The organism is Streptomyces sp. GDS52 (assembly GCF_052246875.1).
In the GTDB taxonomy this organism is placed as follows: domain Bacteria; phylum Actinomycetota; class Actinomycetes; order Streptomycetales; family Streptomycetaceae; genus Streptomyces; species Streptomyces cathayae.
Genome location: NZ_CM125966.1, coordinates 2,426,508 through 2,447,493, shown reverse-complemented (window position 1 = coordinate 2,447,493; position 20,986 = coordinate 2,426,508). Strand labels below are relative to the sequence as shown.

17 protein-coding genes are annotated in these 20,986 nt (G+C 69.5%); 14 read left to right on the top strand and 3 right to left on the bottom strand.

The genetic code is table 11. The annotated features are described in order from the left end of the window. The first annotated feature begins 380 nt into the window (after positions 1 to 380). The 11 genes from typA to ACTWJ9_RS10915 all read left to right on the top strand — a co-directional run bounded on the left by typA (position 381) and on the right by ACTWJ9_RS10915 (position 14,602). Entirely contained in the window at positions 381 to 2,297 is a 1,917-nt protein-coding gene (typA, locus tag ACTWJ9_RS10965) for a translational GTPase TypA (protein ID WP_387039923.1), read from the top strand. 667 nt (positions 2,298 to 2,964) lie between these two features. Next, positions 2,965 to 4,581 carry a peptide ABC transporter substrate-binding protein gene (locus ACTWJ9_RS10960; RefSeq protein ID WP_279334050.1) on the top strand — a complete coding sequence of 539 codons (1,617 nt, stop codon included), beginning with the start codon at positions 2,965 to 2,967 and terminating at the stop codon, positions 4,579 to 4,581. Positions 4,582 to 4,712: 131 nt separating this feature from the next. After that, on the top strand, positions 4,713 to 5,642 hold the full coding sequence (locus ACTWJ9_RS10955; protein ID WP_279334049.1) for an ABC transporter permease: 930 nt from the start codon (positions 4,713 to 4,715) through the stop codon (positions 5,640 to 5,642). After that, positions 5,635 to 6,600 carry an ABC transporter permease gene (locus ACTWJ9_RS10950; RefSeq protein ID WP_279334048.1) on the top strand — a complete coding sequence of 322 codons (966 nt, stop codon included), beginning with the start codon at positions 5,635 to 5,637 and terminating at the stop codon, positions 6,598 to 6,600. Before ACTWJ9_RS10955 ends, ACTWJ9_RS10950 begins: the two co-directional genes overlap by 8 nt. A gap of 11 nt (positions 6,601 to 6,611) precedes the next feature. Further along, positions 6,612 to 7,667: an ABC transporter ATP-binding protein gene (locus ACTWJ9_RS10945; RefSeq protein ID WP_279334047.1), complete on the top strand. Its 1,056-nt coding sequence runs from the start codon at positions 6,612 to 6,614 to the stop codon at positions 7,665 to 7,667. Continuing rightward, entirely contained in the window at positions 7,660 to 8,808 is a 1,149-nt protein-coding gene (locus ACTWJ9_RS10940; RefSeq protein WP_279334046.1) for an ABC transporter ATP-binding protein, read from the top strand. The genes ACTWJ9_RS10945 and ACTWJ9_RS10940 overlap by 8 nt, the downstream gene beginning before the upstream one ends. Before the next feature lie 239 nt (positions 8,809 to 9,047). Further along, on the top strand, positions 9,048 to 10,679 hold the full coding sequence (locus tag ACTWJ9_RS10935) for a peptide ABC transporter substrate-binding protein (RefSeq protein WP_279334045.1): 1,632 nt from the start codon (positions 9,048 to 9,050) through the stop codon (positions 10,677 to 10,679). Positions 10,680 to 10,685: 6 nt separating this feature from the next. After that, complete coding sequence (locus tag ACTWJ9_RS10930) at positions 10,686 to 11,609, top strand: ABC transporter permease (protein ID WP_279334044.1); 924 nt, start codon at positions 10,686 to 10,688, stop codon at positions 11,607 to 11,609. Further along, a complete protein-coding gene (locus tag ACTWJ9_RS10925; protein ID WP_279334043.1) occupies positions 11,602 to 12,582 on the top strand; it encodes an ABC transporter permease in 981 nt (326 codons plus the stop codon). Before ACTWJ9_RS10930 ends, ACTWJ9_RS10925 begins: the two co-directional genes overlap by 8 nt. Positions 12,583 to 12,591: 9 nt before the next feature. Then, positions 12,592 to 13,566, top strand: a complete 975-nt coding sequence (locus ACTWJ9_RS10920; protein ID WP_279334042.1) for an ABC transporter ATP-binding protein — start codon at positions 12,592 to 12,594, stop codon at positions 13,564 to 13,566. Next, entirely contained in the window at positions 13,559 to 14,602 is a 1,044-nt protein-coding gene (locus ACTWJ9_RS10915) for an ABC transporter ATP-binding protein (RefSeq protein WP_279334041.1), read from the top strand. Before ACTWJ9_RS10920 ends, ACTWJ9_RS10915 begins: the two co-directional genes overlap by 8 nt. Positions 14,603 to 14,657: 55 nt before the next feature. Here ACTWJ9_RS10915 and ACTWJ9_RS10910 read toward each other — a convergent pair whose 3' ends face one another. Further along, the gene (locus ACTWJ9_RS10910) at positions 14,658 to 15,743 is read right to left on the bottom strand and encodes a hypothetical protein (protein WP_443295625.1); all 1,086 of its coding nucleotides are present in this window, start codon (positions 15,741 to 15,743) and stop codon (positions 14,658 to 14,660) included. 424 nt (positions 15,744 to 16,167) lie between these two features. Between ACTWJ9_RS10910 and ACTWJ9_RS10905 the strand changes: the two genes are divergently transcribed. Beyond that, positions 16,168 to 16,818 carry a DUF6518 family protein gene (locus ACTWJ9_RS10905; protein WP_279334039.1) on the top strand — a complete coding sequence of 217 codons (651 nt, stop codon included), beginning with the start codon at positions 16,168 to 16,170 and terminating at the stop codon, positions 16,816 to 16,818. 33 nt (positions 16,819 to 16,851) lie between these two features. Here the strand turns inward: ACTWJ9_RS10905 and ACTWJ9_RS10900 are convergent, their stop codons facing one another. Next, a complete protein-coding gene (locus ACTWJ9_RS10900; protein WP_443295624.1) occupies positions 16,852 to 18,972 on the bottom strand; it encodes a prolyl oligopeptidase family serine peptidase in 2,121 nt (706 codons plus the stop codon). 178 nt (positions 18,973 to 19,150) lie between these two features. On the opposite strand from ACTWJ9_RS10900, the gene ACTWJ9_RS10895 reads away from it, so the two are divergent. Both ACTWJ9_RS10895 and ACTWJ9_RS10890 read left to right on the top strand, forming a co-directional pair. Next, positions 19,151 to 19,345: a hypothetical protein gene (locus ACTWJ9_RS10895; protein WP_109376839.1), complete on the top strand. Its 195-nt coding sequence runs from the start codon at positions 19,151 to 19,153 to the stop codon at positions 19,343 to 19,345. Between the two features lie 219 nt (positions 19,346 to 19,564). Continuing rightward, complete coding sequence (locus ACTWJ9_RS10890; protein WP_443295623.1) at positions 19,565 to 19,873, top strand: hypothetical protein; 309 nt, start codon at positions 19,565 to 19,567, stop codon at positions 19,871 to 19,873. A 44-nt stretch (positions 19,874 to 19,917) separates the two neighbouring features. On the opposite strand, the gene ACTWJ9_RS10885 is transcribed toward ACTWJ9_RS10890, so the two are convergent. After that, positions 19,918 to 20,964 carry a hypothetical protein gene (locus tag ACTWJ9_RS10885; RefSeq protein WP_443295622.1) on the bottom strand — a complete coding sequence of 349 codons (1,047 nt, stop codon included), beginning with the start codon at positions 20,962 to 20,964 and terminating at the stop codon, positions 19,918 to 19,920. Positions 20,965 to 20,986: the final 22 nt, after the last annotated feature.

The window sequence follows — 20,986 nt, the reverse complement described above, 5'->3', positions numbered from 1 at the left end:
CCACCGCGCCGACGTGAGGGAGATCTCGGCACTTTTTTCGCACGCCCCGCCCCCGGCGGGGCGCCCACCACGGGCGGCCCGCGGACGGGGCGGGCGCGGGGGACGGTTTCCCGCACTGCTGAACTGCGACGGGGCCGGACCACGGGGTTCCTGACGACGCCCGCCGCACGGGCCCCGGGCCGCCCCTGAGCGCGGGGAGCGGCCATGACGACGGGAACGTCACCGGCCCCTCGAAGCGCCCCGGGCGGAGGAGGCGCGAGTGTCCGGTTCCACGGGCCCGTAACATGGGGAGAGGCCGTGGCGTGTTCAGCCCGGCAGGGCCCGCGCACCACAGCCGTCTGCGCAGGGCGCTTCTCACCATTTCGGGAGTACGCCAACCCATGGCTTCGTCCATCCAGCGTCACGACATTCGCAACGTCGCCATCATTGCCCACGTCGACCACGGCAAGACCACCATCGTCGACGGCATGCTCAAGCAGGCAGGTGCCTTCGCCGCCCACCAGCTCGACCAGGTCGACGAGCGCATGATGGACTCCGGCGACCTGGAACGTGAGAAGGGCATCACGATCCTCGCCAAGAACACGGCGGTGAAGTACCACCCCAAGGACGGCGGGGACCCGATCACGATCAACATCATCGACACCCCCGGCCACGCCGACTTCGGCGGCGAGGTCGAGCGCGCCCTGTCGATGGTCGACGGTGTCGTGCTGCTCGTGGACTCCTCCGAGGGCCCGCTGCCCCAGACCCGCTTCGTGCTGCGCAAGGCGCTCCAGGCGAGGCTGCCGATCATCCTGTGCATCAACAAGACGGACCGGCCGGACTCCCGCATCGACGAGGTCGTCAACGAGGCCTACGACCTCTTCCTCGACCTGGACGCCGACGAGGACCAGATCGAGTTCCCGATCGTCTACGCCTGCGGCCGGGACGGCATCGCCTCGCTGACCAAGCCGGCGGACGGCACGGTCCCGACGGACTCGGACTCGCTCGAGCCGTTCTTCTCCACCATCCTGTCGCACATCCCGGCCCCCACCTACGACGAGGGCGCCCCGCTCCAGGCCCACGTCACCAACCTGGACGCCGACAACTTCCTCGGCCGGATCGCCCTGCTCCGCGTCCACCAGGGCGAGCTGAAGAAGGGCCAGACGGTCGCCTGGATGAAGCGCGACGGGTCCGTGCAGAACGTGCGGATCTCCGAGCTGATGATGACCGAGGCGCTCACCCGCAAGCCCGCCGAGAAGGCCGGCCCCGGTGACATCTGCGCGGTCGCCGGCATCCCGGACATCATGATCGGCGAGACCCTGGCCGACCCGGAGAACCCGGTTCCGCTGCCGCTGATCATGGTGGACGAGCCCGCGATCTCCATGACCATCGGCACCAACACCTCGCCGCTGGTCGGCCGCGGCAGCACCGGCAAGGGCGCCGACGCGAAGGCGGCCGTGAAGGACCGCAAGGTCACCGCCCGCCAGGTCAAGGACCGCCTGGACCGCGAGCTGATCGGCAACGTCTCGCTGCGCGTCCTGGACACCGGCCGTCCCGACGCCTGGGAGGTGCAGGGCCGAGGCGAACTGGCGCTGGCGATCCTGGTCGAGCAGATGCGCCGGGAGGGCTTCGAGCTCACCATCGGCAAGCCGCAGGTGGTCACCCGGGAGATCGACGGCAAGGTGCACGAGCCCGTCGAGCGGATGACGGTCGACGTGCCCGAGGAGCACATGGGCGCGGTCACGCAGCTCATGGGCGTCCGCAAGGGCCGCATGGACAACATGTCGAACCACGGCTCCGGCTGGGTGCGCCTGGAGTTCGTGGTGCCCTCGCGCGGACTGATCGGCTTCCGCACCGAGTTCCTCACCCAGACCCGCGGCACCGGTATCGCGCACTCCATCCACGAGGGCCACGAGCCCTGGTTCGGGCCGCTCACGACCCGTAACAACGGCTCCCTGGTCGCCGACCGGGCCGGCGCGGTCACCGCGTTCGCGATGACCAACCTGCAGGAGCGCGGTGTGCTGTTCACCGATCCCGGCACCGAGGTGTACGAGGGCATGATCGTCGGTGAGAACTCCCGTGCCGACGACATGGACGTCAACATCACCAAGGAGAAGAAGCTCACCAACATGCGGTCGGCCTCGGCCGACTCGTTCGAGGCGATCGTCCCGCCGCGCAAGCTGTCGCTGGAGCAGTCGCTGGAGTTCTGCCGCGACGACGAGTGCGTCGAGGTGACCCCGGAGTCCATCCGCATCCGCAAGGTGAACCTGGACGGCCGTGAGCGCGCCCGCGCCGCGAGCCGCGCCAAGCACGGCTGACCCGCAACGCCGCACACGTGAGAACGGCGCCGGGCACCCCTATTGCAGGGGTGCCCGGCGCCGTTCTTGTGCGTGTGCGGAATCGCACGCCGGAATCCCGGAAGGGAAAGGTAGGGATAACCCTCGATCTGGCTGGGAGGCGACCCTGAACTGGCTGACTCGCACTACTCTGCTCTGGAGGCGGGCCAGTTGCGACGGCCGACGCGCCCGGCGATGTCCGGGAAAGGCGGAAGCCGCGTCTCGTCGGCCAACGGCTTTGCCGGCCAAGCATGTTGAACGCACGGCAACCCTGAAGGGTAGCGTGCACGGCGGCCACGCTATCTGCAACGGGTTTTCCCCGCATTCGCGTCCGATATGCGGACACGCACCCCCGATAGATGTGTAACAAGTCCGTTTCGCAGGGATCTTTCACCAAACCCTTTGTCCGGATTTTGGAAGATGTAGGCCTCAGCTGTGATCGAACCGAGACCTCGTGGGTGTGGTTCGCTCCTGGCGCATGGCAGATAGTTAGGCGCGTAGAGCTCGGACGAACGGGTCACGCGCTGAAGGCGCCGACTCACGAGCGCGGGGGCACTTGACGATCTCCGACACCGGCGACGGGCGGTGGACGGTGATATGTCGTGTGCTCCTCTTTGCGGTGAACCAATGGACTCATGAGGAGGAACCCATGCGCGGTGCCAAGAGCGCCAAGTGGGTCGCGGGTGCGATAGTCGTGGCGCTGGCTGCCACTGCTTGTGGCGGCGGCGACGGCGGTGACAAGGAGAAGGCGAAGGGCTCCGCCCCCGCCGGTTACGTCTCGATCGACGTCGGTGAGCCGCAGAAGCCGCTGATGCCGGCCGACACCAACGAGTCCAACGGCGCCTACGTGATCCGGTCGCTGTTCACCCAGCTGCTCGACTTCGACGCCAAGGGTGAGCTGGTCTACACCAACGCCGAGTCCGTCGAGACCGAGGACTCGAAGAGCTGGACGGTCAAGCTCAAGAAGGGCTGGAAGTTCCACAACGGCGAGGAAGTCACGGCGAAGTCGTACGTCGACGCCTGGAACTGGTACGCCAACATCAAGAACAACCAGCAGAACTCCTTCTGGTTCTCGGACATCAAGGGCTACGCCGACGTCCACCCGGAGAAGGGTGAGCCGAAGGCCGACGCGATGTCCGGTCTGAAGGTCGTGGACGACCACACCTTCACGATCGAGCTGAACGAGCGCGTCCCGTACTTCAACTACAAGCTGGGGTACACCACCTGGGCGCCGATGCCCAAGGTCTTCTTCGACGACCCGAAGGCCTTCGGCCAGAAGCCGGTCGGCAACGGTCCCTACGAGTTCGAGAAGTGGGACCACAAGAAGCTCATCCAGGTCAAGGCGTACGCGGACTACCAGGGTCCGAACAAGGCCCAGAACAAGGGTCTGCAGTTCAAGAACTACTCGACCGTCGAGGCGGCCTACCGGGACGTCGTCTCCGGCAACCTGGACATCATCCGCCAGGTCGGTCCGACGGACCTGCCGAAGTACAAGTCGGACCTCGGTGCCGGCGCCATCGAGCAGCCGTACGCGGCCATCCAGACACTGGTGCCGGCGTTCTACACCAAGACGTTCAAGGACATCGACCCCAAGGTGCTCCAGGGTCTGTCCATGGCGATCGACCGTGACACGATCACCAAGACCGTCCTGAACAACACCCGTACGCCGGCGACGAGCTTCACCCCGCCGGAGGTCAAGGGCAACCAGGACCTGGACACCGAGGTGTTCACGTACAACCCGGAGAAGGCCAAGAAGCTCATCAAGGACGGCGGCGGCGTCCCGGGCAACAAGTTCTCCATCCAGTACAACAGTGACGGCGGCCACAAGGAGTGGGTGACCGCGGTCTGCGAGTCCATCCGCAAGGCCACCGGGATCGACTGCGTCGGCGACGCGAAGCCGGACTTCCCCACGGACCTCGAGGCCCGTGACAACAACCAGGTCAAGGGCATGTACCGTGGCGGCTGGGTGGCCGACTACCCGGTCAACGTGAACTTCATCAAGGAGCTCTACCACTCCAAGGCCGAGTCCAACAACGGTCGTTTCTCCGACAAGGAGATCGACGGTCTGATGGCCGAGGGTGACAAGGCGGAGTCCCTGGAGGAGGCCGTGGCGGCCTACCAGAACGTCGAGAAGAAGCTCCTCGAGAAGATGCCGGCCATCCCGCTCTGGTACTACCGCATCAACGGCGGCCACGGTGAGGCGGTCGACAACGTCAGCGTCGACTACCACGGTGACATCACGCTCACCGAGGTCACCGTCAAGTAAGGAGGCCACGGGCCTCAACACTCTCGGCCGTTGTCCGTCACCGCCGGTTCCCGGCGGTGACGGGGGCCGACCGGGGCCGTCCCCTCATGGACGGCCCCTTCGGCCGTAGCACACCCCTCACGGAGGCACGCATGGGGCGTTATGTCGTACGACGACTGCTCCAGATGATCCCGGTATTCATCGGGTCAACCTTGTTGATCTTCCTCATGATGTACGTCCTGCCCGGCGATCCCGTCAGGGCCCTCATGGGAGATCAGGCGTTCGATCCCGCGGTCGTCGCCAACAAGAGAAAGGAGCTCGGGCTGGACCTGCCCCTCTGGCAGCAGTACGCCAACTATCTGGGCGGTCTGGTCCAGGGCGACTTCGGTACGGAGATCGTCAGTGAACGTCCCGTCGCCGACATCATCGCCGACGCGTTCCCGGTCACCATCCGGCTCACGCTGTTCGCGTTCGCCTTCATCGTGCTCGTCGGTATCGGTCTCGGCGTCGTCGCCGGTCTGCGCCCGAACACGCTGCAGGACCGCGGACTGCTGGCGCTGACCCTGGTCCTCATCTCGATGCCGTCCTTCGTGCTGGGCTTCCTGATGCAGTACCTGTTCGCCTTCCAGTGGCAGATCACCCAGCCCAACGTGCGCGACTCCGAGAACTTCGGCGAACTCCTGCTGCCCGCCATCGTGCTGGCCTCCCTCTCGCTCGCCTACGTCGCGCGTCTGACGCGCACGTCGATGGCGGAGAACCTGCGTGCCGACTACATGCGCACGGCGGTCGCCAAGGGCCTGCCGAAGCGCCGTGTCGTCGGCGTCCACCTGATGCGCAACTCGCTCATCCCCGTGGTCACCTTCCTCGGTACCGACATCGGCAACCTGATGACGGGTGCCATCGTCACCGAGGGCATCTTCAACGTGAAGGGCGTCGGCAACGCCGTCTTCGAGGCGCTCATCCGCCGCGAGGGCGCGACCGTCGTCGGCATCGCCTCGCTGATCGTTCTGGTGTACCTCGCCACCAGCCTGCTCGTCGACCTGCTGTACGCGGTCCTGGACCCGAGGATCCGGTATGCCTGAGAAGACCGCCGAACCCGAGAAGACCCTCGCCGACAAGACGACCGCCGCGGGCCCCGCACCGGCCGCCGCCGTCGAAGCCGGCCCCGCGCCCGACAAGGCGCGCAGCCTGTGGAGCGACGCCTGGTACGACCTGCGGCGTCAGCCCATGTTCCTGATCTCCTCCGCGCTCATCCTGCTGCTTCTGGTCATGTCGTTCGCGCCGGGCCTGTTCACCAGCGCCTCACCGCGCGACGCGGACCTGGCCACGCACTACCTGCAGCCGCCGAACTGGAGCCACTTCTTCGCCGAGGACTGGCTCGGCTACGACGGCCAGGGCCGCTCGATCTACGCGCGCATCATCTACGGTGCCCGCGCCTCGATCGTGGTCGGTGTCGGCGTCACCGTCCTGGTGACCGTGTTCGGCACGCTCATGGGCATGATCGCCGGTTACTTCGGCGGCTGGATCGACAGCCTGCTGTCCCGTGTCACCGACGTCTTCTTCGGCATCCCCTTCCTGCTGGGTGCCCTGGTGATCCTGACGACGTTCGAGAACCGCACCATCTGGGTCGTGATCCTGGCCCTGGCCTTCCTCGGCTGGACCTCCATCGCCCGTGTCGCCCGCGGCTCGGTGATCACCGTCAAGCAGGCCGACTACGTCATGGCCGCCAAGGCGCTGGGCGCGTCCACCAGCCGCATCATGTTCCGGCACATCCTGCCGAACGCCCTCGCGCCCATCATCGTCGTCGCGACCATCGCCCTGGGCGGCTACATCGCGGCCGAGGCCACGCTGTCCTTCCTCGGTGTCGGTCTCGCCGAACCCACCGTGTCGTGGGGCGTGGACGTGGCCACCGGCCGCCAGCAGCTGCGCAACGCGCCGTTCACGCTCATCATCCCCTCGGTGATGGTGTCGATCACGGTGCTCTCGTTCCTCATGTTCGGCGATGCGGTACGCAACGCCCTCGACCCCAAGCTGCGCTGAGGGAGGCGTACATGAGCATCATCGACAAGAAGGACGTCGTCCTCGAGCCCAGTGCCGAGGGCTTCGACGGCCCCCTGCTGGACGTCCGTGACCTGCACGTGGAGTTCCACACGCGGGACGGCGTCGCCAAGGCCGTCAACGGGGTCAACTACTCCGTGAACGCCGGCGAGACCCTCGCCGTGCTCGGCGAGTCCGGCTCGGGCAAGTCCGTGACCGCGCAGGCGGTCATGGGCATCCTCGACATGCCGCCCGGGCGCATCCCGCAGGGCGAGATCATGTTCCGCGGCCAGGACATGCTGAAGATGTCCGAGGAGGAGCGGCGCAGGATCCGCGGCCGGAAGATCGCCATGATCTTCCAGGACGCGCTCTCCTCGCTCAACCCCGTGCTCTCGGTGGGCTACCAGCTCGGCGAGATGTACCGGGTGCACCAGGGCCTGTCCAAGAAGGAGGCCAAGGCCCGGGCCGTCGAGATGATGGACCGGGTGAAGATCCCGGCCGCCGCGGCGCGGGTGAACGACTACCCGCACCAGTTCTCCGGCGGCATGCGCCAGCGCATCATGATCGCCATGGCGCTGGCCCTGGAGCCCGACCTGATCATCGCCGACGAGCCCACCACCGCCCTGGACGTGACCGTCCAGGCCCAGGTGATGGACCTGCTGGCGGAGCTGCAGCGCGAGTACCACATGGGGCTCATCCTGATCACCCACGACCTCGGTGTGGTCGCCGACGTCGCGGACAAGATCGCGGTGATGTACGCGGGCCGCATCGTGGAGCAGGCCCCGGTGCACGAGCTCTACAAGAAGCCGGCGCACCCCTACACCAGGGGCCTGCTGGACTCGATCCCGCGCCTGGACCAGAAGGGCCAGGAGCTGTACGCGATCAAGGGTCTGCCGCCGAACCTGACGCGCATCCCGAGCGGCTGCGCGTTCAACCCGCGCTGCCCCAGGGCCGAGGACGTCTGCCGTACGGACGTCCCGCCGCTGCACCCGGTCACCGGGCCGGACGGAACCGAGCTGGTCGGCCGTGGCTCGGCGTGCCACTTCTGGAAGGAGACGCTCCATGGCTGAGCTCAGCAAGAACGACGCGCCGGTCGACGCCACGCCGAACGTCTCCGAGGTGGAGGTCGTCGAGGCCCGGACCGAGGCGGAGGAGGTCGCCGCGCTCGAGGTGCCGGTGGAGCGCGGTGAGCCGATCCTCCAGGTGCGCAACCTGGTGAAGCACTTCCCGCTCACCCAGGGCATCCTGTTCAAGAAGCAGGTCGGCGCGGTGAAGGCCGTCGACGGCATCTCCTTCGACCTGTACCAGGGCGAGACCCTGGGCATCGTGGGCGAGTCGGGCTGCGGCAAGTCCACGGTGGCCAAGCTCCTGATGAACCTGGAGCGGGCCACCGCCGGCGAGGTCTTCTACAAGGGCCAGGACATCACCAAGCTGTCCGGGCGCGCGCTGAAGGCGGTCCGCCGGAACATCCAGATGGTGTTCCAGGACCCGTACACCTCCCTCAACCCCCGGATGACGGTGGGCGACATCATCGGGGAGACCTTCGACATCCACCCCGAGGTCGCCCCCAAGGGCGAGCGGCGCAAGAAGGTCCAGGACCTCCTCGACGTCGTCGGCCTCAACCCGGAGTACATCAACCGGTACCCGCACCAGTTCTCCGGCGGTCAGCGCCAGCGCATCGGCATCGCCCGCGGCCTGGCCCTGAACCCCGAGATCATCATCTGCGACGAGCCGGTCTCCGCGCTGGACGTCTCGGTCCAGGCCCAGGTCATCAACCTGATGGAGGGGCTGCAGGACGAGTTCAACCTGTCGTACCTCTTCATCGCGCACGACCTGTCGATCGTCCGGCACATCTCCGACCGGGTCGGCGTGATGTACCTCGGCAAGATGGCCGAGATCGGCACCGACACCCAGATCTACGACCACCCGACGCACCCCTACACCCAGGCGCTGCTGTCGGCGGTCCCGGTGCCGGACCCGGCGGCCCGCGAGGGCCGGGAGCGGATCATCCTCACCGGTGACGTGCCCTCGCCGGCCAACCCGCCGTCGGGCTGCCGCTTCCGCACCCGCTGCTGGAAGGCGCAGGACAAGTGCGCCGAGGAGATCCCGCTGCTGGCGGTCCCCGAGCGCTTCAAGGGATCGGACACCCCGGCGGCCCACGAGTCGGCCTGCCACTTCGCCGAGGAGAAGGACGTCGTCCACGCGGGCTGACGTCCTCGCCCGACCGCCTGCCCGGAACCCGGCACCCCCGCACGGGGGTGCCGGGTTCCGGCGTTCCCGGACCCGCCCCCTCCTCCGTACAGACATCCGCCCGTACGGAGAACCGCTCATACGTACATACGGCTGGAGTTCCGTCCGCGCAGGTGTCACACGTCCACGCGATGCTCCTTTTGCGTTGATATGGGTGCGACGGATCGGTGCACCACCGCGTACGTACGAGGAGGCACTCCATGCGCGGAGCCACGCACGCCAGATGGGCCGTGTGCGCGGTGGCGGCAGCCCTCGCGGCGACGGCCTGCGGAGGCGGCGGGGACGGCGGCGGCAGCGGTGACGCGGGCGCGGTGCTGAGCGCCTCCTGGGGCGACCCGCAGAACCCGCTGGAGCCGTCCAACACCAACGAGGTGCAGGGCGGCAAGGTCCTCGACATGATCTTCCGGGGGCTCAAGCGCTACGACCCCGAGACCGGCGAGGCCCAGGACATGCTCGCCGAGAAGATCGAGACCTCGGACTCGCAGAACTTCACCATCACCGTCAAGGACGGCTGGACCTTCAGCAACGGCGAGAAGATCACCGCGAAGTCCTTCGTCGACGCCTGGAACTACGGCGCCGGCCTGAGGAACAACCAGCGCAACGCCTACTTCTTCGGCTACATCGAGGGCTACGACAAGGTCCACCCCGAGGAGGGCGAGCAGAGCGCCGACACCCTCTCCGGCCTGAAGGTCGTCGACGGCCGCACCTTCACCGTCAAGCTCACCCAGAAGTTCTCCACCTTCCCCGACACCCTCGGCTACGCCGCCTTCGCCCCGCTGCCCCGGGCCTTCTTCGAGGACCACGCCGCCTGGGTCGCCAAGCCGGTCGGCAACGGCCCGTACCTGGTCGACTCGTACGCCAAGGGCTCGCAGATGTCCCTGCGCCGGTGGGACGACTACCCCGGCGACGACAAGGCGCAGAACGGCGGCGTCGACCTCAGGGTCTACACCGACAACAACACCGCCTACACCGACCTCATCGCCGGCAACCTCGACCTGGTCGACGACGTCCCCGCCGCCCAGCTGAAGAACGTCAGGAACGACCTCGGCGACCGCTACCTCAACACCCCCGCCGGCATCATCCAGACCCTCGCCTTCCCGTTCTACGACGAGGCCTGGAACACCTCAGGCTCGGAGAAGGTCCGCAAGGGCCTGTCCATGGCGATCGACCGGGACCAGATCACCAAGACCATCTTCGCCAGGACCCGCACCCCCGCCACCGACTGGACCTCCCCGGTCCTCGGCAAGGACGGCGGCCACCAGGCCGGCCTGTGCGGGGACGCCTGCGAGTACCACCCCGACGAGGCCAAGAAGCTCATCCAGGAGGGCGGCGGCCTGCCCGGCGGCCGCTTCACCCTCACGTACAACGCGGACACCGGCTCCCACAAGGACTGGATCGACGCCGTCTGCAACTCCATCAACAACGCACTGGACGACGAACGCGCCTGCACCGGCAACCCGGTCGGCACCTTCGCCGACTTCCGCAACCAGATCACCCAGCAGAAGATGAGCGGCCCGTTCCGGGCCGGCTGGCAGATGGACTACCCGCTCATCCAGAACTTCCTCCAGCCGCTCTACTACACCGACGCCTCCTCCAACGACGGCAAGTGGTCCGACAAGCAGTTCGACGACCTCGTCGACCGGGCCAACCGCGAGACCGACAACGCGAAGGCCGTCGGCCTGTTCCAGCAGGCCGAGGGGGTCGTCCGCGACAACATGGCCGCCATCCCGCTCTGGTACCAGAACGGCAGCGCGGGCTGGTCGGACCGGCTGTCCGACGTGAAGCTCAACCCCTTCAGCGTCCCCGTGTACGACCAGATCAAGGTGAGCTGACCCGCCGTGGGACGCTACGTCGTCCGGCGTCTGCTCCAGATGATCCCGGTGTTCGTCGGGGCCACGCTGCTGATCTTCCTCATGGTGAACGTGATGGGCGACCCCATCGCCGGACTCTGCGGCGAACGGCGCTGCGACCCGGCGACGGCCGCCCAGCTGAAGAAGGAGTTCGGCCTCGACAAGCCCGTCTGGCAGCAGTACCTGACCTATATGGGGAACGTCTTCACCGGCGACTTCGGTACGGCGTTCAACGGCCAGGAGGTCACCGAGCTGATGGCGACCGCGTTCCCCGTCACCATCCGCCTCACGGTCGTCGCGATCCTCTTCGAGATCGTCATCGGCATCGCCCTCGGCGTGGTCACCGGGCTGCGCCGGGGGCGCCCCGTCGACACCGGCGTCCTGCTGCTCACCCTCGTCGTCATCTCCGTCCCCACCTTCGTCACCGGTCTGCTGCTCCAGCTGCTGCTGGGGGTGAAGTGGGGCTGGATCAGGCCGTCGGTCTCCTCCGCGGCGCCCCTCGACGAACTGATCCTGCCCGGACTGGTGCTGGCCTCCGTCTCCCTCGCCTACGTCACCCGGCTGACCCGCACCTCCATCGCCGAGAACCGGCGCTCCGACTACGTCCGCACCGCCGTCGCCAAGGGCCTGCCCCGGCACCGGGTGATCACCCGGCACCTGCTGCGCAACTCCCTCATCCCCGTGGTCACCTTCATCGGGGCGGACATCGGCTTCCTCATGGGCGGCGCGATCGTCACCGAGCGGATCTTCAACATCCACGGCGTCGGCTACCAGATCTACCAGGGCATCCTGCGGCAGAACACCCAGACCGTCGTCGGCTTCGTGACCGTGCTCGTGCTGGTGTTCCTGGTCGCCAACCTCGTCGTCGACCTCCTCTACGCCGTGCTCGACCCGAGGATCCGCTATGCCTGAGCAGCACTACGACCCCGACCGCGCCGTCGCGGGGACCGGCATGGGCGGCGGCATGGACCTGGGCGTCGACGAGGCCGAGACCCTCGCGCGCACCCCGGACGGCCCGCAGGGAACGGGCCCGCAGGGCAAGCCGCGGTCCCTCTGGTCCGACGCCTGGCGCGACCTGCGCCGCAACCCCGTCTTCGTCGTCTCGGCCCTGATCATCCTCTTCCTGGTCCTCATCTCCCTGTGGCCCTCGCTGATCGCCCCCGGCAGCCCCCTCACCTGCGACCTCGCCAAGGCCCAGGAGGGCTCGCAGCCCGGCCACCCCTTCGGCTTCGACGGCCAGGGCTGCGACGTCTACACCCGCACCGTCTACGGCGCCCGCACGTCCGTCGCGGTCGGCGTCCTCGCCACGCTCGGCGTCGCGGTGCTGGGCAGCGTCCTCGGCGCGCTGGCCGGGTTCTTCGGCGGGGCGTGGGACTCGGTCCTGTCCCGCGTCACGGACGTCTTCTTCGCCATCCCCGTCGTCCTCGGCGGTCTGGTGCTGCTGTCCGTCACCACCAGCAACACCGTCTGGCCGGTCATCGGCTTCATCGTGCTGCTCGGCTGGCCGCAGCTGTCCCGGATCGCCCGCGGCTCGGTCATCACCGCCCAGCAGAACGACTACGTCCAGGCCGCGCGGGCGCTCGGCGCCTCCAACTCCCGCCTGGTGCTGCGGCACATCGCGCCCAACGCGATCGCCCCGGTCATCGTCGTGGCGACCATCGCGCTCGGCACGTACATCTCGCTGGAGGCGACCCTGTCCTACCTCGGCGTCGGCCTGAAGCCGCCCAGCGTCTCCTGGGGCATCGACATCTCCGCCGCCTCCCCCTACGTCCGCAACGCCCCGCACGCGCTGCTGTGGCCCTCCGGCGCCCTCGCGATCACCGTCCTGGCGTTCATCATGCTCGGCGACGCGGTGCGCGACGCCCTCGACCCGAAGCTGAGGTGAGCCGCCGTCATGCTGCTCGAAGTGCGCGACCTGCACGTGGAGTTCCACACCAGGGACGGGGTCGCCAGGGCCGTCAACGGCGTCGGCTACGGCGTCGACGCGGGCGAGACGCTCGCCGTGCTCGGCGAGTCCGGCTCCGGCAAGTCGGTGACCGCGCAGGCCGTCATGGGCATCCTCGACACGCCGCCCGGCAGGATCACCGGCGGCGAGGTCGTCTTCCGGGGCCGCGACCTGCTGGAGCTGAAGGAGAACGAGCGCCGCAGGGTCCGGGGCGCCGAGATGGCGATGATCTTCCAGGACGCGCTGTCCTCCCTCAACCCCGTGCTCTCCGTCGGCGACCAGCTCGGCGAGATGTTCGTCGTGCACCGGGGGATGTCGAAGAAGGCGGCGCGGGCCCGGGCCGTCGAGCTGATGGACCGGGTGCGCATCCCGGCCGCCCGGGAGCGGGTCGGGCAGTACCCGCACCAGTTCTCCGGAGGCATGCGCCAGCGCATCATGATCGCCATGGCGCTGGCCCTGGAACCGGCCCTGATCATCGCCGACGAACCGACCACCGCCCTCGACGTCACCGTCCAGGCCCAGGTCATGGAACTCCTCGCGGAGCTGCAGCGCGAGTACCGCATGGGGCTCGTCCTCATCACCCACGACCTCGGTGTGGTCGCCGACGTCGCCGACCGGATCGTCGTCATGTACGCGGGCCGGATCGTCGAGTCGGCCCCCGTGCACGACATCTACAAGTCCCCCGCCCACCCGTACACCCGGGGCCTGCTGGACTCCATCCCCCGCCTCGACCAGAAGGGCCGGCAGCTCTACGCCATCAAGGGCCTGCCGCCCAACCTCATGAACATCCCGCCGGGTTGCGCCTTCCACCCCCGCTGCCCGATGGCCCGCGACGTCTGCCGGACCGACGAGCCCCCGCTGTACGAGGTCTCGCAGGCACGGGGGAGCGCCTGCCACTTCTGGCGGGAGTGCCTGGATGACTGAGCCGCTCCTGGAGGTGTCCGGCCTGGTCAAGCACTACCCGCTGACCCGGGGCATCGTGTTCCGCAAGCAGGTCGGCGCCGTGAAGGCCGTCGACGGCGTCGACTTCGCCCTCGGCCGGGGCGAGACCCTGGGCATCGTCGGCGAGTCCGGCTGCGGCAAGTCCACCGTCGCGAAGATGCTGGTCCACCTGGAGCGCCCGACGGCCGGCGCGATCCGCTACAAGGGCGAGGACGTCACCCGGCTGTCCGGGAAGGCCCTCAAGGCCGTCCGCCGCAACATCCAGATGGTGTTCCAGGACCCCTACACCTCCCTCAACCCCCGGATGACGGTGGGCGACATCATCGGGGAGCCGTACGAGATCCACCCCGAGATCGCCCCCAAGGGCGAGCGGCGCCGACGCGTCCAGGACCTCCTCGACGTGGTCGGCCTCAACCCGGAGTACATCAACCGCTATCCGCACCAGTTCTCCGGCGGCCAGCGCCAGCGCATCGGCATCGCCCGCGGGTTGGCGCTGCGCCCCGAGGTGATCGTCGCCGACGAACCGGTCTCCGCACTGGACGTCTCGGTCCAGGCCCAGGTCGTCAACCTGATGGACCGGCTCCAAAGCGAGTTCGACCTGGCGTTCGTCTTCATCGCGCACGACCTGTCGATCGTCCGGCACATCTCCGACCGGGTCGGCGTGATGTACCTCGGCCGGATCGTCGAGACCGGCACCGACACCCAGATCTACGACCATCCCACCCACCCCTACACCCAGGCCCTGCTCTCCGCCGTCCCCGTCCCCGACCCGGAGGCCCGCGCACACCGCGAACGGATCATCCTCACCGGAGACGTCCCGTCCCCCACGAACATCCCCTCCGGCTGCCGCTTCCGCACCCGCTGCTGGAAGGCCCGGGAACGTTGCGCGACGGAGGTCCCCCTGCTCGCGGTCCCCGAGGCCTTCCGCACCGCCGGCGGCCCGGCGGCCCACCCCTCGGCCTGCCACTTCGCCGAGGAGAAACAGGTGGTGCCACCGGAGACCGCTCCGGGCCCGTGAAGCGGCAGGATGCCCGGACCGGGTCGATCCCGGGACCGGCAGGGACCGCCATGCCCTACGGGCTCGCCGTACTGCCGTCGCGCGACGAGCCCTGGACGCCGGGGCTGTCCTGGTCGTCCCGGTCGGGGCGGAACGACATGGCCGCAGACAGCGCACCGAGCACGTAGGGCATGTCGTCCCTGCCCGCGCCGATCAGCACGCGCGCCCCGGGCACCGGCCCGCCCAGGGCCTCGCACTCGGCGACGACCACGAACGACCCCTGAGCCGCCCCGTCCGACTGACGCCAGGAGTTGTTGAACCGCATGCGCAGCGGGTCGTCCCTGTGCGGTGTCCGCACCCGGACCAGCCGCAACGGCCCGGGGAACGGCTGGACTCCGAAGGTGCCGGTACCGATGGCCGGTCCGGGGGGCACAGCGGCGAGTCCCCGCGGGCCCGCCCGGAGCCACCCGATCGACAGCGCCTTCCACGGACCCGGTCCCCACACGACACCCGGGAAGCGGTGCTCGTCCACCGGCACAACCGGCTCCATCCGGTCCACCTCCGGCAAGCTGCGCCGCGTCCACCGGTAGGCCCAGCAGGCCATGCCCACCGCGCTCACCGCACCCACGGCACCCGCGGTCCACACCATCGTGCGGACCGAGTGCGAGTGCGTCGCGAACAGCGCGCCCAGGGCCCCGCCCAGCCCTGCCAGGACGAAGGTCACCCCCGGTGCCGTCGTCTGCCACGGCCAGCTCAGCCGGGACGCGCCCCCGCGCACGATCCGCCACAGCCCCGCCCACAGGGCCGCCACGCCCAGCCCGACGAGGACCGAGCCGAACGCGGCGGGCGGCGCGAACTCCCGACCCGGGTAGTGCGCTGCGCGGATCGTCCGCTCGTGACCGTCGGCCGACACCTTCAGCAGCCGCAACGAGTCACGCCACCAGTACAGGGTCGCCTTCCCACGCCCACCGGCGGCCTCGACGACGTCCCGGTCCTCGCTGTCGACGTCCAGCGACAGATCCAGCGTGCGCCCGTCGGACCGGCCGAACTCGAACCGGTAGCGGGCCGCCCCGGTCTTCTTGTTCAGCTTCAGCAGCACGTCGTCCACGGTGACGTGCTCCGCCCGCAGGCAGAAGGGCTCCTGGTACCGGTCCCCGCACACCTTCAGACCGCCCGTGTCCCCCCTTCGGCATCGTGTATCTCCAGGTGTCGGAAGGCGAGGTCGGCTGCGCCTGCGCGCTCCGAGATCCGTGCCATCTGCCAGGCCGAACCGAGCAGCACGACGGCCACCACGACTCGAACCGTCCCCCACACCAGGTCATGCACCCGCCCGTGCACAAGCCACACCCCCTCGCCCCCTGACGCCCCTCGCGCCAGTGCGGCAGATCGAAAGTCTGCCACCGGGGCGAGCGCCGGGAGGGAGGGGGTGACGCACCGGCCGCCCCCGTGGTGCTGCGGCCACCAGATGTTCCTCGGAGTCCTGAAACCGTGCTGCCGGTGTCTTCCGGCGGCGGCCGTCCGTAGGCTCCGGGCGGGCAGGGGCTCCACACGCCTGCCCCGGTCAGTGAAAGGACCCTCCGGACACCGTGTCGGCTTTACTCACAGGCTCCCGCCTCCGTTCCCGCACCCTGGTCTTCTCGGTCGCGTTGACCGTCGGTGTGGTGGTCGGGGTGCTCGGGCCCCTTCTGATCGACGTCACCCATCCGGTCGGCCACGCCGTCCATCTGGTCCTGTCCGCCGGATGGTCCTGGGCCGCACTGGCGTTCTGCGTCGGCCTCGCCCGGAAGTCCAGGGGTGAGGCGGTCCTCCTGGCCACCGCGTCCCTGGTCACCGCGGTGATCGCGTACTACCTGACGAAGCTGGGCCAAGGAACGTACCTGACAGTGGACTTGGACGACCCCACCGGGGCGGCGCCCTACGTCCTCTGGAGCGCGTTCGCCTCGAAGACGCTGCTCTGGTGCGGGGTCGCCTGTGTCACGGGGCCCGTTCTGGGGCTGGCCGGGAACCTGGCACGGAATCCCGGACCGCGCGGCCTGCCCTTCCGGATGCTGGTTCCCCTGCTGGCCGTCGTCGAGATGTCGGAGCGACTCGGCGTCGAAGCGCCGCTGCAGGACCCCGTGGTCGGTGCGACATGGACCGTCGTACGGCTGGCAGCGATCACCGCCCTGGTGGCCCTGGCGGGGCGCGCGGTGATGACGTGGCGGCTTCGGCCCGTCGCCGGGCAGGCGGACAAGTGAGGTGCGCCCGCCCGGCGCAGGCCCCTTCGGGGATCAGCCCGTGAGGCCCAGTGAGCGTTTGAGGAAGTCCACCTGGAGCAGAAGCAGGTTCTCCGCGACCTGTTCCTGGGGGGTGATGTGGGTGACGCCCGAGAGGGGGAGGACCTCGTGGGGGCGGCCGGTGGCGAGGAGGGCGGAGGACAGGCGCAGGGAGTGGGCGGCGACCACGTTGTCGTCGGCCAGACCGTGCACGATCATCAGCGGGCGGTGCCGGTCGGCGGGGGAGGAGAGGCCCTCGGCGGTGACCAGCGAGCTCTTCGTGTACGTCTCCGGGTGCGCGGCCGGGTCGCCCAGGTACCGCTCCGTGTAGTGGGTGTCGTACAGCGTCCAGTCCGTCACCGGGGCGCCCGCGATGCCGGCGTGGAAGACGTCGGGGCGGCGGAGCACGGCCAGCGCCGCGAGGTAACCGCCGTAGGACCAGCCGCGGATCGCCACCCGGGAGAGGTCGAGGGGGTGGGAGGCGGCGAGGTCCTGGAGCGCCTCGATCTGGTCGTCCAGGGTGAGCGTGAAGTCGTGGTGGACCGCCTTCTCCCAGGCCGGGGAGCGGCCGGGGGTGCCGCGGCCGTCGGCGACGACCACTGCGAAGCCCTGGTCGGCGAACCACTGCGAGGTCAGATGGGGGTTGTGGGCGGCCAGCACCCGCTGGCCGTGCGGACCGCCGTAGGGGTCCATGAGGACGGGGAGCGGAGCGTCACCGGAGTAGTCCCGGGGCATAAGCACGGCGCACGGGATTTTGCGTGCGCCCCCCTGCGTGAGGGTCACCCGCGGGGACATACCGGGATCTTCGGCGTGCGAGGGGACAGTCGCCGTCGGTTTCCCGTCACGCAGCACCACCGCCCGGGAACCTGGCCGATCCGGTGTCGCGGAGACGAGCACGGTGACGCCCCCGGCGCGTACCGCGGAGTGCACGCCGGGCTCCTGCGAGACGCGCTCCACGCCGAGCTCGTTCACCCGGTAGACGTGCACCTCGCCGATCTCCGGCTCGCCTGCCTCCTCGCCCGCCGACGCCGAGACCAGCACCTCGTCGTCGGAGACGTCCAACACGGCCCGGATGTGCAACTGCCCTCCGGTGAGCGGTCGTTCACCCACGGCGAGTCGTCGTGCGCCCCCCTCGTCCACGATCCGGACCAACTGCCCGGAGGGGCTCCAGCAGGGCACCCCGGGGAAAAGTTCAAGCCAATCCGGATCTTCGTCGGCGTGCACCATCCGGGTCGCCCCGGAGTCCGGGTCCACCGCCAGGACCAACTGCCCGCGCTGGTCGCGCGCCTGTACGAGCAGCAGCGGCGCACCCGCCGCTGACCAGTGCACATGCGCCAGATAGGGATACCGCGCACGGTCCCAGGAGACCTCCGTGCGCGTCCCGTCCAGCCCGATCACGAACAGCCGTACGTCCGCGTTCGGGGTGCCCGCCGCCGGGTAGCGGACGGGGTGCGGCTCACGTCCCGGATGGGCGGGGTCGGAGATCCACCACCGCTGTACCGGCGTGTCGTCCACGTGCGCCACCAGCAGCCGGTCCGACTCCGGCGCCCACCAGAAGCCCCGCAGCCGGTGCATCTCCTCGGCCGCGATGAACTCCGCCAGACCGTAGGTGACATGGTCCGCCTCGGGCGTCGCCAGCGCCCGGTCGTCCTGCCCCTCCGCCCCGACGACCCGCAGCGCACCCTGCGCGACATAGGCGACGTGCCGCCCGTCGGGCGACGGACGGGGGTCGATCACCGGTCCCGGCGTGGGCAGTTCACGTGCCGTCCCGGCCTGCAGCTCGGCCGTGAAAAGCCGCCCTGACAAGGCGAAAGAGGCCAACTCCACGGCCGCGTCGGTGGCGTAGCCGACGATGCCGGCGCCCCCCTCGCGGCTGCGCTCGCGCCGGGCCCGCTCCTCGGCCGACAGGTGCTCCGAGGCGCCGCCCAGGAGGGCCCGCGGGTCGGCCGCCACGCGCTCCCCGCCGCCCTCCGGGTCGAGGACCCACAGCGAATTCGCCCGGTCCGTACCGGAACCCGAGCGCAGGAACACCACCCGGGAGCCGTCGGGTGCCACGGTGAACGCACGCGGCGCGCCGAGCGTGAAGCGTTGGGTGCGGGCGTGCCGTCGGGGGAAGGAGTCAGCATCGGTCGTCATGCCATGACCATATTGGCCATGCGCCCCCTTGTGCGGCCGTGCGCCGACCGATGCGCACGTACGGATAGTTATGATCGTTAGCGCATAGTGGGTATGAACCTGCTGGCTGCTGTGTGGATGTATCTGCCCCCATATCCCTACCCCCCCCGAGTCCTGGGGTCCTTGGAGGTGAACCGCCGTGGCACTCTCGATTTCGGCGGTGGTGCTGCTGGCGATCATCGTCTTCCTGCTGATCAAGAAGTCGGGCCTCAAGACCGGGCATGCGGTCGTCTGCATGCTCCTCGGCTTCTACATGGCGTCGTCGACGATCGCGCCCACGATCAGTGAGTTGACGACCAACATCGCGGGGATGATCGGCAGCATCAGCTTCTGAGCCGGCCGGCCCCGTCCGGCCCGACTCCACGCCCCGCGGGGGCACCGACGCGACACGCTGGGACCGACAGGTGCACGTGAAGGAAGCCGGGCTGCTCGCCGTCATGGGGCTGACCGCATCCCCACGGGCCTGCGGGACGGATCGTGGCGGCGCCCGCTGTGGTGGGCGCGCCTGTGGTCCCTGGCGCTGTTCGTCGGCTTCGCGGCCTGGCTCCGGGGGTTGCTCAGCGGCGGACTCGACGTCGGCGAGACATGCGCGCACGCCCACCATCAGACGTACGACAGTGCCTACCTGGAGGCCCACCCCGAGGCGTTCAGCGAGCTGTTCCCGCTGAGCAACAAGTGCAACGCGCACTACGACCTGGTCCCGGCCTGGGTGAACCCGACCATCGCGAACTGCGCCGCCTTCGTGCTGCTCGCCACCGCCGTACTGCTGTGGTTCGGCACCGCCCGGCTCGCCCGCTTGATCGGGGGAGCGCCCGCGGCCACGGACCTGACCGCGGGGCGCCGGCTTTTTGGCGTCCGCTGAGGTGGACGCGCCTGTGGTCCGCCTGGGCGGCGCCTTCGGGCGGTTCAGGCCGCGGCGGGCGCCGGTTCCGCGGATGCCGCACCGGTGCGGACGGTCCTGGCGCCGCGGCGGTCGGCGATGAGGATCAGGGCCAGACCGAGCACGACCCAGGCGGTGAGGACCAGGCCAGGGGCCCCCGCTCCGGTGCCGTCGAAGAAGGCGTTGGCGCGCAGCAGGCTGCCGGACGCACCCGGCGGCAGGAGCTGCCCGAGGGCCGCCCAGCCACCGGGCAGCCAGTACGGGCCGGTGCCCAGACCGGACAGGGGGTTGCCCAGGAGCATCATCACGGCCGCGCCGATCCCGAAGCCGGCCATGCCGGTCAGGGCCTCCAGACCGACGAAGGTCATGGAGAGGGCGGCCAGGCCCAGGCTCAGCCCGAGGGCGGTGATCCAGTAGTCGCCCGCCAGCGAGCCGGTCCCCCACTGGAGGAACGCGGTGACCGCGGTTCCGGCGAACAGGGAGAAGAGCACGGCACCGGCCAGCCGTGTGCGCAGGCCGGTGCGGCCGGGGAAGAGCCGGGCGAGGAGGACTGCGGGGATCATCCCGCCGAAGACCAGCGGCAGTGCGGCGGCGGAGAACCCGGCCCCGCGGGGGTCGTCCTCGGGGAAGGGCGCGAGTTCGTGGACGGTGGGCTTCGTCTGCTGCTCGGCGGCGACGGAGTGGGCCATGGCGGTCAGCGCGCCGCCGGCCAGGGGGGCGCCCGCGGTGGCCGTGTAGACGGCGACCCCCTCGGGGGCCAGGACGAGGCCGCCGGTGATCTCACGGTCCTTGACGGCGGAGGTGAGGGCCTCGGCGCTGTCGTAGACGGTGACGTCCCACTCGTCCCCGTCGAGCGTCTTCTCCAGTGACCGGGCGGCGGCCTGCGGCCCCGAGACGCCTATCGGGACCTTGTGCGGGCCGCCGTTGACGCTGGGCAGGGCGAACGCGCAGAGCATCAGGGTGACCACGGCCGTCAGACCGAGCAGGGCGGCGACCAGTTTCCGTGCGGCGCCGGGCTGCGGGGCCTCGGTCCCCGTCGGGGGCGCGGGGGGAGGGGTGGGGTGATCGGACATGGCGGTCGCGGTCTCCTTCCGG

Bases quoted from the DNA above. Each gene is read 5' to 3' on its own strand.
- typA (WP_387039923.1), top strand. From the start codon at position 381: ATGGCTTCGTCCATCCAGCGTCACGACATTCGCAACGTCGCCATCATT.
- ACTWJ9_RS10960 (WP_279334050.1), top strand. From the start codon at position 2,965: ATGCGCGGTGCCAAGAGCGCCAAGTGGGTCGCGGGTGCGATAGTCGTG.
- ACTWJ9_RS10955 (WP_279334049.1), top strand. From the start codon at position 4,713: ATGGGGCGTTATGTCGTACGACGACTGCTCCAGATGATCCCGGTATTC.
- ACTWJ9_RS10950 (WP_279334048.1), top strand. From the start codon at position 5,635: ATGCCTGAGAAGACCGCCGAACCCGAGAAGACCCTCGCCGACAAGACG.
- ACTWJ9_RS10945 (WP_279334047.1), top strand. From the start codon at position 6,612: ATGAGCATCATCGACAAGAAGGACGTCGTCCTCGAGCCCAGTGCCGAG.
- ACTWJ9_RS10940 (WP_279334046.1), top strand. From the start codon at position 7,660: ATGGCTGAGCTCAGCAAGAACGACGCGCCGGTCGACGCCACGCCGAAC.
- ACTWJ9_RS10935 (WP_279334045.1), top strand. From the start codon at position 9,048: ATGCGCGGAGCCACGCACGCCAGATGGGCCGTGTGCGCGGTGGCGGCA.
- ACTWJ9_RS10925 (WP_279334043.1), top strand. From the start codon at position 11,602: ATGCCTGAGCAGCACTACGACCCCGACCGCGCCGTCGCGGGGACCGGC.
- ACTWJ9_RS10920 (WP_279334042.1), top strand. From the start codon at position 12,592: ATGCTGCTCGAAGTGCGCGACCTGCACGTGGAGTTCCACACCAGGGAC.
- ACTWJ9_RS10915 (WP_279334041.1), top strand. From the start codon at position 13,559: ATGACTGAGCCGCTCCTGGAGGTGTCCGGCCTGGTCAAGCACTACCCG.
- ACTWJ9_RS10900 (WP_443295624.1), bottom strand. From the start codon at position 18,972: ATGACGACCGATGCTGACTCCTTCCCCCGACGGCACGCCCGCACCCAA.
- ACTWJ9_RS10885 (WP_443295622.1), bottom strand. From the start codon at position 20,964: ATGTCCGATCACCCCACCCCTCCCCCCGCGCCCCCGACGGGGACCGAG.